General features: G+C 63.1%; 12 protein-coding genes. 3 read left to right on the top strand and 9 right to left on the bottom strand.

Annotation, left to right across the window (positions count from 1 at the left end):
* Positions 1–144: 144 nt before the first annotated feature.
* Positions 145–873 carry an acetoacetyl-CoA reductase gene (phbB, locus tag G365_RS0107885; protein WP_019644969.1) on the bottom strand — a complete coding sequence of 243 codons (729 nt, stop codon included), beginning with the start codon at positions 871–873 and terminating at the stop codon, positions 145–147.
* A 440-nt stretch (positions 874–1,313) separates the two neighbouring features.
* Here phbB and G365_RS0107880 point away from each other — a divergent pair, with 440 nt between their 5' ends.
* The gene (locus tag G365_RS0107880; RefSeq protein WP_081628486.1) at positions 1,314–3,803 is read left to right on the top strand and encodes a DUF4175 family protein; all 2,490 of its coding nucleotides are present in this window, start codon (positions 1,314–1,316) and stop codon (positions 3,801–3,803) included.
* A 116-nt stretch (positions 3,804–3,919) separates the two neighbouring features.
* Here the strand turns inward: G365_RS0107880 and G365_RS0107875 are convergent, their stop codons facing one another.
* Together G365_RS0107875 and G365_RS20755 are read right to left on the bottom strand one after the other, a co-directional pair.
* On the bottom strand, positions 3,920–5,749 hold the full coding sequence (locus G365_RS0107875; protein WP_019644967.1) for a phosphoenolpyruvate carboxykinase (GTP): 1,830 nt from the start codon (positions 5,747–5,749) through the stop codon (positions 3,920–3,922).
* 483 nt (positions 5,750–6,232) lie between these two features.
* Entirely contained in the window at positions 6,233–7,027 is a 795-nt protein-coding gene (locus G365_RS20755; RefSeq protein WP_245554716.1) for a HugZ family pyridoxamine 5'-phosphate oxidase, read from the bottom strand.
* 95 nt (positions 7,028–7,122) lie between these two features.
* Here G365_RS20755 and fzlA point away from each other — a divergent pair, with 95 nt between their 5' ends.
* Positions 7,123–7,791, top strand: coding sequence for an FtsZ-binding protein FzlA (fzlA, locus tag G365_RS0107865; RefSeq protein WP_019644965.1), 669 nt, complete (start codon positions 7,123–7,125; stop codon positions 7,789–7,791).
* 98 nt (positions 7,792–7,889) lie between these two features.
* Here the strand turns inward: fzlA and G365_RS0107860 are convergent, their stop codons facing one another.
* From G365_RS0107860 to G365_RS0107835, 6 genes are all read right to left on the bottom strand, one after another.
* On the bottom strand, positions 7,890–8,654 hold the full coding sequence (locus G365_RS0107860) for a TSUP family transporter (protein WP_019644964.1): 765 nt from the start codon (positions 8,652–8,654) through the stop codon (positions 7,890–7,892).
* 163 nt (positions 8,655–8,817) lie between these two features.
* Positions 8,818–10,596, bottom strand: coding sequence for a phosphoenolpyruvate--protein phosphotransferase (gene ptsP / locus G365_RS0107855; protein WP_019644963.1), 1,779 nt, complete (start codon positions 10,594–10,596; stop codon positions 8,818–8,820).
* The gene (locus G365_RS0107850; protein WP_019644962.1) at positions 10,586–10,900 is read right to left on the bottom strand and encodes an HPr family phosphocarrier protein; all 315 of its coding nucleotides are present in this window, start codon (positions 10,898–10,900) and stop codon (positions 10,586–10,588) included. Before G365_RS0107850 ends, ptsP begins: the two co-directional genes overlap by 11 nt.
* A gap of 97 nt (positions 10,901–10,997) precedes the next feature.
* Entirely contained in the window at positions 10,998–11,396 is a 399-nt protein-coding gene (locus G365_RS0107845) for a PTS sugar transporter subunit IIA (protein WP_019644961.1), read from the bottom strand.
* 80 nt (positions 11,397–11,476) lie between these two features.
* The gene (gene rapZ / locus G365_RS20750) at positions 11,477–12,409 is read right to left on the bottom strand and encodes an RNase adapter RapZ (protein ID WP_081628485.1); all 933 of its coding nucleotides are present in this window, start codon (positions 12,407–12,409) and stop codon (positions 11,477–11,479) included.
* Complete coding sequence (locus G365_RS0107835) at positions 12,406–12,852, bottom strand: HPr kinase/phosphorylase (RefSeq protein ID WP_019644959.1); 447 nt, start codon at positions 12,850–12,852, stop codon at positions 12,406–12,408. Before G365_RS0107835 ends, rapZ begins: the two co-directional genes overlap by 4 nt.
* A gap of 196 nt (positions 12,853–13,048) precedes the next feature.
* Between G365_RS0107835 and G365_RS0107830 the strand changes: the two genes are divergently transcribed.
* Positions 13,049–13,627 carry an SEL1-like repeat protein gene (locus G365_RS0107830; protein ID WP_155976184.1) on the top strand — a complete coding sequence of 193 codons (579 nt, stop codon included), beginning with the start codon at positions 13,049–13,051 and terminating at the stop codon, positions 13,625–13,627.
* The last annotated feature ends 48 nt before the right edge of the window (positions 13,628–13,675 follow it).

Genomic DNA, 13,675 nt, shown 5'->3' with positions numbered 1-13,675 from the left:
AAGGACCGGCCATCCTGTCGGAAAGCCGGTCTTAAAGGCATCTGTTGGCTTGGTCTGCCACCGGGGGGCGGGAGGGAGCATCAGCAGAAGCAGGGATCGCCTGTCGCTGAAAACACTCCGTCTCCCCCGGGACCGGGCCGGGTCTTAATACATATGCTGACCGCCGTTGATCGACAGGGTCGAGCCGGTGATGAAGTCGGCATCGTCAGCGACCAGGAACAGCACGCCGCGGGCAATGTCGTCAGCCTTGCCGAGGCGGCCGCGCGGAATCTTAGCGATGATCTTTTCCAGCACGTTCGGGGGGACGGCGCGGACCATATCGGTATCGACATAGCCGGGGGCGATGGCATTGACGGTGATGCCCTTGCTGGCCCCTTCCTGGGCCAGAGCCTTGGTGAAACCGTGAATCCCCGATTTGGCGGCGGCGTAGTTGACCTGACCGTACTGACCGGCCTGCCCGTTGATGGAGCCGATGTTGACGATGCGACCGAAGTTACGGTCCCGCATGGAATCGATCACGCACCGGCACATGTTGAAGCAGGAGGTCAGATTGGTCTGAATCACCTCGTCCCACTTCTGGTAATCCATCCGGTGAATGGTGGTGTCGCGGGTGATCCCGGCATTGTTGACGAGCACGTCAACCGGCCCCAGCTCTTCGTTGATCTTTTTCACTGCGGCTTCGCAGGCGGCAAAATCAGCGACATCGAACTTGTAGGCAGCAATACCGGTTTCTTCGCTGAACTTTTTGGCGGCGTCATCGTTACCGGCATAGGTGGCCGCCACCTTGTAGCCCTTGTTCTTCAGGGCTTCGGAGATGGCACGGCCAATCCCACGGGTTCCACCGGTCACAACCGCCACACGACCTTCAGACATTCTTGAACTCCCCTTGCATCAAAAATTTTGCATATGAATGGATCTGTACTGATAATTATCCCGGCAGGCTGGAGCCCACGGCAGGGCCAGACCGCGAAGGCCTGACAGCGCTCTTTCGGCGTCATGAGAGTCAGTGTAATGAAATTTATGGATAAATAAACCGATATTTCTGTAACAAAATTTCAAGATGACAAGAGAAAGTGTGTCGCATTCCAACCTTGTGGCGCGACTTCAGCGGCTTTATCCATGGCGAACGGGGCAGGGGGATCGGTTTCAGCCGGGTTCCGTAAGGGTAACATCTCTGGTTGCGGAAACAAAGCTGCGTAACCGGATTTGATCGCGGGACCGGGGAAACCATCGGATGGCGGAAAAGAGTCTCCCGCCAGTGATGTCCCTGCGGTAGACTTTCCGGCAGCAGTGATGGCCGTGCGGGATTTGTCATGACAGTACCGGAGATGCCGCCAGATCCGTCCGGTATGATGACGGATGCCGGAGCCGACCCGGGACAAACGGTGCCGCCCCGCGAGTCGTTGTCCCGCCGCCTGCCAGTCCTGCAACTTTTGATCGCACTTGAGCGCTTCTGGCTGGAAAGCTGGGCGGTCCGGGCGATGTTGGTGATGGGGTTGGCGGTCTTACTGTCGGGATGGCTGCCGCTGCTGCCGGGATGGATTCATCTGACTCTACTGCTTGTAGCGGCTGGTCTGCTGCTGGGTGCCGTCTGGCGGATGGGGCAGCGACTGTGCTGGCCGGGCCAGATCGATGCCATCCGGCGATGGGAAGGCCGGGCTCGGCACCGGCCGCTGACAGCCAGCTTTGACCGGCTCAGTCAGGGTGGAGACCCTCTGACGGAAGCGTTGTGGGTTGCGCATAAGGTGGCTGCCCGCAGACAGGTGGCGTCTCTGTCGCTGTCATTCCCCGATCCACAGATTGCCGTCCGGGACCCGCTCGGGTTACGGGTGATACCTGTGCTGGCGCTTGTGGTGGCGTTGGTGGCGGGCTGGCATGATCCCCTGCGGCGAATCACCGAAGGGATGGCACCGGCCCTGAATGTGTCGGGAGATCCGGTGACGCTGGATGTCTGGCTGACGCCGCCGTCATACACCGGCCTGCCCCCTTTGACCCGTAGCCTGACAGTGCAGAGGCCGGGGGTGGGCGAAGAGGAGGCCGTCAAGGCATGGCAGGATCTGTTTGCCGTGATCCCGGCGGGAACGGCGGTGCAGATGCTGGTTCGCTCCGGGGGGAGTCTAAGCCTGCAGATGGCAGGGCAGGACGTGCCGGTGCAGCATCTTGATGCCGGTGTCGTGCGTTGGGATGGCGTCCTGTCTGCTCCGGGTGTGGCTGAGATTGCGATCGGATCGTACTGGCGAACCTGGCTACGCTGGCCGGTAAAGGTTCTGCCGGATCAGCCGCCGTCTTTGGCGTGGACGGCCCCCCCGACTGTGAGTGCCCGCTCCGGGGGGGATGGGGCGCTGCTCTTGCCTTTACAAGGGGATGATGACTGGGGGTTTACCGCCCTGCTGCTGGAGATGCAGCGGGCGGGCGAAGCGGGTGAGGCCCTGCCGTTGCCGCTGTCCGGGCAGCCGCGTGCCTTGCGTTCAGCCCTTTCGCTGATGCTGTCCGGTCACCCCTGGGCCGGTCTGGAGGTACAGGTCCGGGTCAGGGGGCGTGACGGGGCCGGGCAGGAAGAGGTGACGGAATGGGCCCCGGTGACGCTGCCGGAGCGGGCCTTCACTCATCCGGTGGCCCGGCAGATCATTCTGTTGCGGAAGGCGCTGATGACGGAAGGGCCGACCGGTCTGGCGGCGGTCGGTATCGGGCTGGCCCATCTAAGCAGCCAGCCGGATGATTTCGGGCAGGATCCGGTGTTGTTTCTTGGCCTGCGGATTGCGGCGCTGCGGACTGCCTTTGCTGCGGGGGCTGCAATCAGCCCCCCAGACCGGCGCGGTCTTGCCGGTCTGTTGTGGAATCTTGCGATCCGGGTCGAAGATGGTGGGCTGAGTGGGGCGCGGGAGACTCTGGAGCAGGCCCGTCAGGCATTGGCGGATGCGGTGGCGTCAAAAGTCTCGCCCGCTGAGCTACAGGCGGCAATTGCTGCTGTGCGGCAGGCCGCCAGCGCCTATATCAATGAATTGCTCACCCGGATGGAAAGTGATGGCACTCCGTTGCCTGCCCTGTCCGGGCTGGCTCTGTCTGCTGACAGCATCGACCGTATGGCACAGGCTCTGGAGGAGCTGACCCGTCTTGGGTCAGCGGAAGCGGCCCAGCAGATGATGGAGCAGCTTTCCCGGGCGCTGTCGCGCCTGCAGGCGGCAACCCCGGATGTGGGGCAGATGCAGGCTGTGGCGCGGACAGTCGAAGCTCTGAAGCAGATTGTGCGCGAGCAGGAAGGGCTGCTGCAGGAAACCTTTGGCGTCCGTCAGGATGAGCCGATCCGCCGTAAGAACACGCCGTCCCGATATGCCGGGCGTGGGCAGGAGCTAGCGGAATCGCAGCAGCAGCTTGCTGCCCGTCTGCGAGCCCTGTCAGCAACGCTGTCGCCTGATCCTGCGGCGCAGTCCCCATCCCTGACGGCAGCGGGGGTAGCGATGGGGCAGGCCGAGGCGGCGTTGCGGACTGCCCGCTGGGACGCGGCGATGGAGGCGGAGGCCGAGGCTCTGTCTGCCCTGAAAAAGGGGCAGGGAGAGGCGCTGGAGTCGCTGCTGCAGGGAGGGGGGATGCCTCTTCTGTTGATGCCCGGCGGCACTGGTCTGTCTGAAGATCCCACCGGACGCGGGGGAGAAAGCCTTGGGCCTGCAGGGCAGGCGATCCCCGATAAACCCCAGCGGGCAAAAGCCTGGGATCTGTTGCAGGAACTGCGACGCCGGGCCAGTGACCGGTCCCGTCCGCAGGAGGAGCGCGAGTATCTGGAGCGCCTGCTGAAACTGTTCTGAGAAGTACTGTTCAGGGACTGGAGCATAAGAAAACCGGGCTGCAACGGGGCAGCCCGGTTTTCTTATGACGGAACGGAGAAGGGGGGCGTTGGGTGTCCCCCTTCCCTGTTGCCTGATTATTCAGCCGCTTCGGACAGCGACCACACTTCCGGGCTGCGTTCCAGACGGGCGATCTGCATCTGACGGTGCAGTTCCAGTTCCTTCGGCAGACGATCACCAAACTTGCTGAACATGACTTCCTGATCAATGGCTTCCGCCATCGCCGCGCCCTTGTAGATCTTCATGATCTCGTCGAACTTGGCCTGCGGGAAATCAAGACCGGCCCAGTGCAGGTCAGAGTAATGCGGCATCCAGCCGATCGGGCTTTCGGTGGCGGCGGCGCGGCCATGGACGCGGTCGACGATCCACTTCAGGGCGCGCATGTTTTCGCCGAAGCCCGGCCACACGAACTTGCCGTTCTCGTCCTTACGGAACCAGTTGACGCGGAAGAAGCGCGGCGGATTCGGCAGCTTGCGCCCGACGTTCAGCCAGTGATCCCAATAGTCGCCCATGTTGTAGCCGCAGAACGGCAGCATGGCCATCGGGTCACGGCGCATGGCGGCCTGACCGACCGCAGCGGCAGTGGCTTCGGAGCCCATGGTGGCGGCCAGATAGACGCCATGGCTCCAGTTGAAGGACTGGAACACCAGCGGGAAGTTCTTGGACACGCGGCCACCGAACAGGAAGGCCGAAATCGGCACGCCAGCCGGGTTTTCCCACTCGGCGTCGATGCACGGCACCTGCGAGGCCGGGGCGGTGAAGCGGCTGTTCGGATGGGCAGCCGGGCGACCGCAGTCCGGGGTCCAGTCACGGCCGGTCCAGTCGATCAGATGAGCCGGGGCTTCATCGGTCATGCCTTCCCACCACACATCGCCATCGTCGGTCAGCGCGACGTTGGTGAAGATGCAGTTGGCGGTCAGGGTCGCCATCGCGTTCGGGTTGGACTTGGTGTTGGTGCCCGGGGCAACGCCGAACAGCCCGTTTTCCGGGTTGATGGCGCGCAGCTGGCCATTGGCGTCCGGCTTGATCCACGCAATGTCGTCGCCGATGGTGGTGACTTCCCAGCCATCAAAGCCGGCCGGCGGAATCAGCATGGCGAAGTTGGTCTTGCCGCAGGCAGACGGGAAGGCGGCGGACACGTAGGTCTTTTCACCCTGCGGGTTCTTCACGCCGAGGATGAGCATGTGTTCGGCCAGCCAGCCTTCGTCGCGGGCCATCACCGAGGCGATGCGCAGGGCCAGACACTTCTTGCCGAGCAGGGCGTTGCCGCCGTAACCGGAGCCGTAGGACCAGATTTCCCGGGTTTCCGGGAAGTGGACGATGTACTTGGTGTCGTTGCACGGCCAGGCCACATCCTTCTGGCCCGCGGCCAGCGGGGCACCGACGGAGTGGATGCACGGCACGAACGAGCCGTTTTCACCCAGCACGTCCAGCACCTTGGTCCCCATGCGGGTCATGATCTTCATGTTGACGGCGACATAGGCGCTGTCAGAGATCTCGACGCCGATCTGGGCGATGTTGGAGCCGAGCGGACCCATGGAGAACGGCACCACGTACATGGTGCGGCCCTTCATGCAGCCGTCGAACAGGTTGTGCAGGGTGTTGCGCATTTCCGCCGGATCGACCCAGTTGTTGGTCGGACCGGCATCATCCTTCTCTTCCGAGCAGATGAAGGTGCGGTCTTCAACACGGGCGACGTCAGACGGGTCGGAGCGGCACAGATAGCTGTTGGCGCGCTTTTCCGGGTTCAGGCGAATGAACGTGCCCGCGTCGACCATTTCCTGACACAGGCGGTCATACTCGGCGTCGGAGCCATCGCACCAGTAAACGCTGTCTGGTTTACACAGCTTGGCAACTTCATCGACCCAAGCGAGAAGCTTGGCGTTCTTCGTCGGGGCAGCGGTCATTTAACGGATCTCCAGTGGACGATCCGCGCCCGGTCCTTCCGGCTTGAAAGCGGTAAGGGCATCAGGGGCGCGAACGGCGGTCAGTCTTGGGGAAGAAACACGGACCGGCCCGGCGGGCCATCCGGGTTTCACACAACAGGTCACAACCCCGGAGCGGACAGAACGGGGGTTCACCCGGGTCATAGACCGGGTGTCAGGGGCATTTTTGTTTTTACGAGCCTCGGGCCGTTTCGGTCCCTCTTGCATCGCTGAAATGCTCTCCTTAAGCGCGGCACGGTCCCCCGGCCCGGACGGGCAAGGGGTGTGTCTGGCTCTGGGCCTGTTTGGGATCCCTGTCCGGCATGGCCTCCGGACAGTCCCGAAAGGGACAATAAAGGCCCGGAGGGTGCCCCGCAACCGCTTGTTTCGCTTTCCGGGGATTCCGGACCGGAAAACCGCGCCTACCCGGATGGGTTGGATACAAAATCCCCGCAAAGCGGCGGATTACTGCGGTGCAGCACGAAGAGCGCGGAGCATCGCCACCAAAGTGGGTTGGAGGTCATCCGGTGCTGACAGCGGGGTCGGGAACGGGATCCGCAGGCTGAGGGCATCGGTGCCGATATCCATGCCGTCGGCATCGAGGGCGAGCAGTTTCCATACACTGGTGGGGGTATCGGTTGCGTCGTTGTCGGCCCGATGATGACGGGCCAGCAGGGCAACGGCATCGGCATGATCGGTGTTCATATGGTCGCAGGCCGATCCGGCGCGTGCCTCGAGATTGGCGCACAGGGCAGGGGGCAGACCCGGGCCGTCTTCGATCCACACGGCACGGGCAAATCCGCCGACAAAATGGATGCGCTCAATCTGCATTACCCAGAAAGAGAAGTCCCCGAACCCGGCATAAAGGGCCGCGCCGGGGTGGCGGGCCAGAAAGCGGGCACGGGCCCGGTCGGCTTCTGCTCCACTGACCCGTCGCAGGGTCCCGGTCAGGGTCGCGCGCGGACCGGTCTGCGGATTGGGCAGGACGGACGCCTGTTCGACCAGAAAGGCTGCCCGGGGATCCCGCAGAAGGTTTTGAGTGTGTTCAGCCAGTTCTGAGAGTAAAAAGACCGGCGAGGCATCCGGCAGGGTGGCGTGGGTGACCAGTGAGGCGTAAGGGCCGCCGGGTGCCCCGTCCGCTTCTGACGGTCCTGATGCCTGCGTGGTGGCAAGGCTGCCGCAGCGGCTGGCGCGCAGCAGGGCCCGCACGGTGCGGCGATGGGTATCAGAGGGTTTGATTTGTGGAATTTCGCGGGTCATGATGCCATCCGTGACACAGCACACAGGTCCGACGGGCAGAAGGACCATATGGTGAGGAAGGTTGAATAACTTTCCTGATTCGGTAAATAGGGCGCATGCGGATTCTGTATCATCACTGGCTGTCGCCGTTCGCACGGAAAGTCAGGCTGGTTCTAGGCGAAAAACGCCTGGACGTGACCGAAAACCTTCAGGCTGACTGGGATCGCAGTGACCAGTTTCTGGCCCTGAACCCGGCTGGGGAAGTTCCGGTTCTGATTGAACCGAACGGCCTTGTGCTGTGCGATTCTCAGTCGATCTGTGAATATCTTGAGGAAGCCTATCCCGAGGTGCCGCTGCTGCCGCGTCAGGTGCCGGAGCGGGCGGAAACCCGGCGTCTGGTGGCGTGGTTTGACCGTAAATTTCAGCAGGAGGTTACCCATCCACTGGTCAGTGAAAAGCTGATGAAGCGGATGCTGGGTGGTGATCCGCCGGATTCCCGCTGGGTGCGGGTCGGGCGTACCAACATCCACAATCACCTCGCTTATATCACCTGGCTGACCGAGCGTCGCAAATGGCTGGCCGGTGGGGCGATGACGCTGGCTGATATTACAGCGGCTGCCCATCTGTCACTGATTGACTATATCGGGGATGTTCCGTGGGATGACCATCCATTCGCCAAGGACTGGTATGTTCGGATCAAGAGCCGTCCCTGCTTCCGGCCACTGCTGCGGGAGGTGATCCCCGGTGTACTGCCGCCCAAGCATTATGCTGATCTGGATTTCTGATTCTTAGGCGTGAGCCTGCCTGCTTCAGGTCTTTTCCTTCAAAAAAAACCGGCACAGCTCAGGCTGGCCGGTTTTTTTGAGCCGGGGCCGCAACGGCCTTAACGGAAGTACTGCCAGAAATAGCGGCCGATCATGATCATGCACATGGTGACGATCAGGGGGCGGATGTACTTCGATCCCCCCTTGACCACCGCCACGGATCCCAGACTGGCGCCGATCACCTGTCCGCAGACCATCGACAGGGCAACAATCCACAGGATTTTTCCGCTGGCGATGAAGACAGCAACCGCAGCAATGTTGCTGGCAAAGTTCATGGCTTTGGCATGGGCTGTGGCGCGAACCAGATTTTGGCCGCGCAGGGCGACCCCGGCCAAAGCAAAGAAAGAGCCGGTTCCCGGGCCGAACATGCCGTCGTACAGGCCGATTGCCGGGATCACCGTGGTCCGGTATGCCATCCGCCCCATCCGGGGTTTCCCATCCACCTCCCCCGCTTTGGGGGCCAGAATGAAATAGACCGCGATGCCGATCAGCACGGCGGGGATGATGATATCAAGGGCTTTGGCATCCACATAATGGATGGCGATTGCCCCGAGGACGGATCCGATCAGCGCGGCGAGGAAGGGCCACCCGACGTCCTGTGGCCGCAGCATCCCCATACGGATCATGGCGATGCTTGCGGTCAGGCTGCCGGAGCAGCCCTGGACTTTGTTGGTGGCAAGGGCGATCAGAGGCGGGACACCGGACAGCAGCAGGGCGGGAATGGTGATCAGTCCGCCCCCGCCTGCCATCGCGTCCAGAAAGCCGGCAACCAGTGCGATGGCGAACAGCATCGCCAGCACGTCATAACCCAAAGTCAGATCCACGGCAGTCCTCGCCAGTTCCGCAGGAGTCCGGGGTGGCTCCGCAGGGGCAGTGCAGATCCCCGGAGGGGGGAGCGCCGACAATAGCCCCCCTCCGGCAGGGCCGGAAGCCGGATTTTGTCCGGTATGACACTGGGCGAACTGGGCTGCATACCACAGGCGCAGGTCAGCTGAAGGCGTTCACCAGTTCGGTGATCCGGGCCGGATCGAATTCTGCCATCACCCGTCGGGCAAAGGTTTCGGCGTCCATATGGCTGATTCTGCGGATCCGTTGTTTGACCCGGGGCAGACTGCCTGCCGCCATCGACAGTTCGCGGATGCCGATGCCCAGCAGCAGCGGTGCCAGCCGGGGATCCCCGGCGATTTCCCCGCAGACACTGATCGGAATCCCGGCCCGCAGGGCGGCGCCGGTGGCAAAATGGATCAGCCGCAGGACGGCTGGGTGCAGTGGGTTGTACAGGTGGGCAACCGTCTCGTCTGTGCGGTCGATCGCCAGCGTATACTGGGTCAGGTCATTGGTGCCGATGGCAAAAAAGTCTGACAGCGGCGCGAGGGCATCGGCGGCGAGGGCGGCACCGGGGATCTCGATCATGATACCGATCGGTGGCAGGGCGTCCGGCACCGGAATGCCCTGATCTTTCAGACGGGCATGGACCGTCTCAGCGGCCTGCCGGACCGCCTGAATCTCATCGCAGTTGGAAACCATCGGCACCAGAATTCGCACCGGTCCGTGAACGGCAGCCCGCAGGATCGCCGCCAGCTGGGCTTCCAGAACATCCGGGGCTGACAGCAGGAACCGGACCGCCCGCAGCCCAAGGGCCGGATTATCCGGCAGACTGGTGCCACTGGCGGAGGTCAGTTTATCGCCACCGGCATCGAGAATGCGGACCGTCACCGGACGGCCCTGCATCCGTTCAATCACAGACCGCAGTACGGCATACTGCTCGTCTTCGGTTGGCCAGTCGGGGCGGTTCATAAACAGGAATTCGCTACGCAGCAGGCCGATTCCTTCCGCCCCGGCCTGAAGCACCGCTTCGGCTTCCGTCGGCAGTTCGATGTTGGCGAGCAGCCGTACGGTGACGCCGTCGCTGGTGACGGCGGGCAGATCTTTCAGCCGGGTCAGGGCGCGGCGGGCCCGCAGGAAATCAGCCCGTTTGATGCGGTAGGCGGCCAGTGTTTCCGTGCAGGGATTCAGGATCACCTGTCCGTCGATACCGTCAATGATGACGGTTTCGCCACCCCGGACGGACCGCACCAGATCCGGCACCGCCAGAACGGCAGGCAGGTCAAGGGACCGCGCCATGATGGCGGTGTGGCTCTGGGCGCCGCCCGACTCGGTGGCGAAGCCGTGGACGTACTGCGGGTCAAACATGGCGGTATCAGCCGGGGTCAGTTCCCGGCTGATCACCACGGCCCGGCGCGGCAGATTGTCGAAGGCTTTGACCGTGGTTTTGGTCAGATTGCGGATCAGCCGGTGACCGACCTCGCGGATGTCGTCGGCGCGCCCGGCCAGATAGGCGTCGTTCATCGACGCAAAGGCTTCGGCCAGATCGGCAATGACGGTGCGCACCGCCGCTTCGGCGTTGATCCGGTCCTGCTCGATCCGCAGGTCCACCCCCCGGACCAGCCGCGATCCCTGCAGCATATGACTGTAAGCATCAAGCATGAAGCCGAGTTCTTCCCCGGCATGCGCGGGCAGTTTCTCAGCTTTTCCGCGCAAGACGCCGATCTGGCGCTGGGCAGCGGCGACCGCCTGTGCAAACCGTTTCTTCTCGGCACTGACCCGGTTGGCGGCAATCCGGTATTCCGGAGCGCGGACATCGCCGGGGTCATGCAGATGAACGACGCCGATCACCACCCCGGGGCCGACGGCCAGCCCCCGGAAGCACTGTTCCTCGCGGAGGCCGCCGGGGCCGCAGCGGCCGGGGGGTGGGTCATTCCTCATCGAATTTATCATCCACCAGTTTGCCGAGTCCTTCCAGGGCCTGTCGGGCCTGGGTGCCGCTGGCCCGCAGCTCGATGGTGGTGCCGGGTGAGGCGGCCAGCATCATCAGACCCATGATGGATCTGCCGGAAACGGTCTCCCCCCGGTTGGTGACGCGGACATCGGCATCAAAGGTTTCAGCCAGTTTGACAAACTTGGCGGCGGCACGGGCGTGCAGGCCGCGGCTGTTGGTGATGGTGGCGGTACGGAACACCGATCCGTCGGCTTCCTCGGTGATCATCGGCTGAAGGGCAGTATCAGACATAACGGGTTCCTCCCGGACGGTTTTTGTCTTTGGATGACGGGCCGGGCCCGCCACCGGGGACAGCAGGGGCCTGTGCCCCTGTTCCTGCGACCTGTTGTTATTTGTTCAGCAGCTTGGACGCAACGTTGATGTACTTGCGCCCGGCATCCTGCGCCGCCAGAACGGCATCGGCGAGGGCCATGTCGTTGCGGACACTGGCCAGCTTGATCAGCATTGGCAGGTTGACCCCGGCGATCACCTCGACCTTGGCCTTGCCCATGATCGAGATGGCCAGATTGGACGGGGTGCCGCCGAACATGTCGGTCAGGACCACAACACCGCTGCCGTCCTCAACCCGGCCGACGTTGTCGAGGATGTCGGCCCGCCGCTGTTCCATATCATCATCGGGTCCGATGCAGACCGATGCCACCCCTGCCTGCGGGCCGACCACATGCTCCAGCGCAGCGATCAGTTCATCCGCCAGCCGACCGTGGGTGACGAGTACCATTCCAATCATCCGCGCATTTCCCCTCAGTAAGATCCGTTTTCTTTAAGATCTGTGCTGTTTTTGTGGTTCTCCCGGCAGCGGTGCCGGGCTCAGCAGCCCGCCGCCGGATGGTGCACGTCCGCAGCGGAAGCGGTGAGTGTGCCCGGCATATCACGATGCCGCAAGGTCGGACGTCGTCCCAGCGTACTCAGCCAGTGAAAAAGCTGTTCGGCGACATAGACGGACCGGTGTTTGCCGCCGGTACAGCCGATGGCAATGGTCAGATAGGACTTTCCTTCTTCCTCATAGCGGGGCAGCAGCGGCCCGATCAGGGTTTTGAGGCTGTCAAGGAACCCTGCCAGCGCGGGGTCGGCTGCGATATAGGCCCCGACGTCAGCCGACTGGCCGGTCTGGGGACGCAGGGCGTCGATATAATGCGGATTGCGGAGAAACCGGACATCGAAGACCAGATCGGCTTCACGCGGTAATCCGTTGCGGAATCCGAAGGACATCACCACCACGCTCATGCCCGGGTTGGCCTCTGTACCGAACTGTTTTTCCAGTAGCCCCCTGAGATCGGCGACCGGCAGGCGGGAGGTGTCGATCACGGCGTCGGCGCGGTCGCGCAGCATCGACAGCATCTGGCGTTCCAGCAAAATGCCATCGGTCAGCGGCAGATCGCCGCCGATCGGGTGCCGCCGCCGGGTTTCGGTGAACCGCCGGGCCAGAACATGCTCATCCGCATCGAGAAACAGCAGATCTACATCAAGGTCCGGGTGGGTCCGCAGGGTATCGACTGCGGCCAGCAGGCGGCTGACATCAAAATCCCGGGTGCGGATGTCAATGCCCACCGCCAGCGGTTTGCGCACACCGGGGGCGGCTTCTCCGACCAGACGTTCCAGCAGGCTCAGGGGCAGGTTATCCACGGCCTCATAACCCATGTCTTCGAACCCCTTCAGGGCCGTTGACTTTCCGGCACCGGAGAGGCCGGTAACGATAATGACCCGGGCGGCGGGAGAGGGGGGCGGAAGGGAGGTTGTCATGACAGCAGCACCACATCGCCGGTGATTACCCGCACGGCCAGCCTGACTTTTGCCGCAGCGGACGCATGAAAAGGGTCAAGAAACAGCCGGGGTACGGCCACGCCGGACAGTTCGACCGTTTCCGGTACCGGCATCCGCTCCGGGATCTGCCCCGGACACAGGTCAAACAGCAGGCGGACCGGGACGTCCTGTACATGGCCGACCCGGATCAGGCCCAGCCCCCGCACTTCCAGCACCCCGGCCAGTTCCGGACGGGGGGAGGCGATCAGGACGTCACCGGCCCATCCGGATTCGGTGTGGTACCGGCAGTAGTCATCGCCGACCAGATGTGCACCGGCATCAATCAGACGCAGGGCCAGATCTGACTTACCGCTACCGGAAGGGCCGCGCAGGAGAACCCCATGACCATCAATCGAGACGCAGGTGGCGTGGATCATCATCATGGGTCAGAGAGTGTGTTTGACCCGTTCGAAAGTCAACCGGCGGACCGGTCCATTCGCTTTTATGGTCCGTATATCCCCCTCGTCAGCCTGACTTTCATGCTTTAGTAAGGGTGTCCTGCCACACTGCAGCAAAATAGTCAGCCTTCCGTATCCTGCTTTCTTCTCTGTTGTCCCCTGTCCCGGATCCCGACCGCGCATGACTCCCCGGTTTTCCTCTTTGACGCTGCATATGCTGCGCCGCGGTATTCACCGGGCGGCGGCGGCCTGCTGCGTGCTGGGGGGGCTGGCGGCACTGGGGCCGGTGTGGGCGCAGGCGGTCAGCCTCGACCAGATCTACCGGGACTCCCTGCGGGAAGAGAACGCCGGGATTTTGCCGGGTTATGTGCTGAACCGTGGGTTGCCCCCTTACCCTGAGCCGAAACCCCCCGTTCCCGGATCCGGGGAAGGGCGGGTGGGGGCAGGGGTGGTGGAAATGCCGCTGAATACTCCGATGGCGTGGAACGAGGTGCTGAAAAGCATCGCCGGGGGATCCCCCAGCCCCTTTGCCGTTGATGCGGTCCGCCGCCGGGCGGAACGGAGTGACCCTCAGGCGATTGAACTGCTGGCGTGGATGTTCACCAACGGGGTTGGGGTCAAGCGTGATCTGACGCAGGCCTTTGACCTGTATGTGAAAGCAGATGCGCTGGGCATCGCCAATGCCAAGGAAAACGCCAAAGCCGTGCTGAAATCGATGCGGCCGGAAGAGCGCCGGGCGGTCATGAACCCCTTTGGCTGACAGCCGGGGCAGGTTCCGGCTTGCGTGCCGGGGGGTGTGCGGTCATGG

The organism is Novispirillum itersonii subsp. itersonii ATCC 12639, assembly GCF_000381985.1.
GTDB classification, from domain to species: Bacteria; Pseudomonadota; Alphaproteobacteria; order Rhodospirillales; family Rhodospirillaceae; genus Novispirillum; species Novispirillum itersonii.
The sequence above is the reverse complement of the archived record's forward strand: the minus strand, read 5'-3'. Positions and strand labels throughout refer to the sequence as shown.

What these genes read in the sequence shown, in the direction of transcription:
- phbB (WP_019644969.1), bottom strand. Translation starts at nt 873, where the DNA reads ATGTCTGAAGGTCGTGTGGCGGTTGTGACCGGTGGAACCCGTGGGATT.
- G365_RS0107880 (WP_081628486.1), top strand. Translation starts at nt 1,314, where the DNA reads ATGACAGTACCGGAGATGCCGCCAGATCCGTCCGGTATGATGACGGAT.
- G365_RS0107875 (WP_019644967.1), bottom strand. Translation starts at nt 5,749, where the DNA reads ATGACCGCTGCCCCGACGAAGAACGCCAAGCTTCTCGCTTGGGTCGAT.
- G365_RS20755 (WP_245554716.1), bottom strand. Translation starts at nt 7,027, where the DNA reads ATGACCCGCGAAATTCCACAAATCAAACCCTCTGATACCCATCGCCGC.
- fzlA (WP_019644965.1), top strand. Translation starts at nt 7,123, where the DNA reads ATGCGGATTCTGTATCATCACTGGCTGTCGCCGTTCGCACGGAAAGTC.
- ptsP (WP_019644963.1), bottom strand. Translation starts at nt 10,596, where the DNA reads ATGAGGAATGACCCACCCCCCGGCCGCTGCGGCCCCGGCGGCCTCCGC.
- G365_RS0107850 (WP_019644962.1), bottom strand. Translation starts at nt 10,900, where the DNA reads ATGTCTGATACTGCCCTTCAGCCGATGATCACCGAGGAAGCCGACGGA.
- G365_RS0107845 (WP_019644961.1), bottom strand. Translation starts at nt 11,396, where the DNA reads ATGATTGGAATGGTACTCGTCACCCACGGTCGGCTGGCGGATGAACTG.
- rapZ (WP_081628485.1), bottom strand. Translation starts at nt 12,409, where the DNA reads ATGACAACCTCCCTTCCGCCCCCCTCTCCCGCCGCCCGGGTCATTATC.
- G365_RS0107835 (WP_019644959.1), bottom strand. Translation starts at nt 12,852, where the DNA reads ATGATGATGATCCACGCCACCTGCGTCTCGATTGATGGTCATGGGGTT.
- G365_RS0107830 (WP_155976184.1), top strand. Translation starts at nt 13,049, where the DNA reads ATGACTCCCCGGTTTTCCTCTTTGACGCTGCATATGCTGCGCCGCGGT.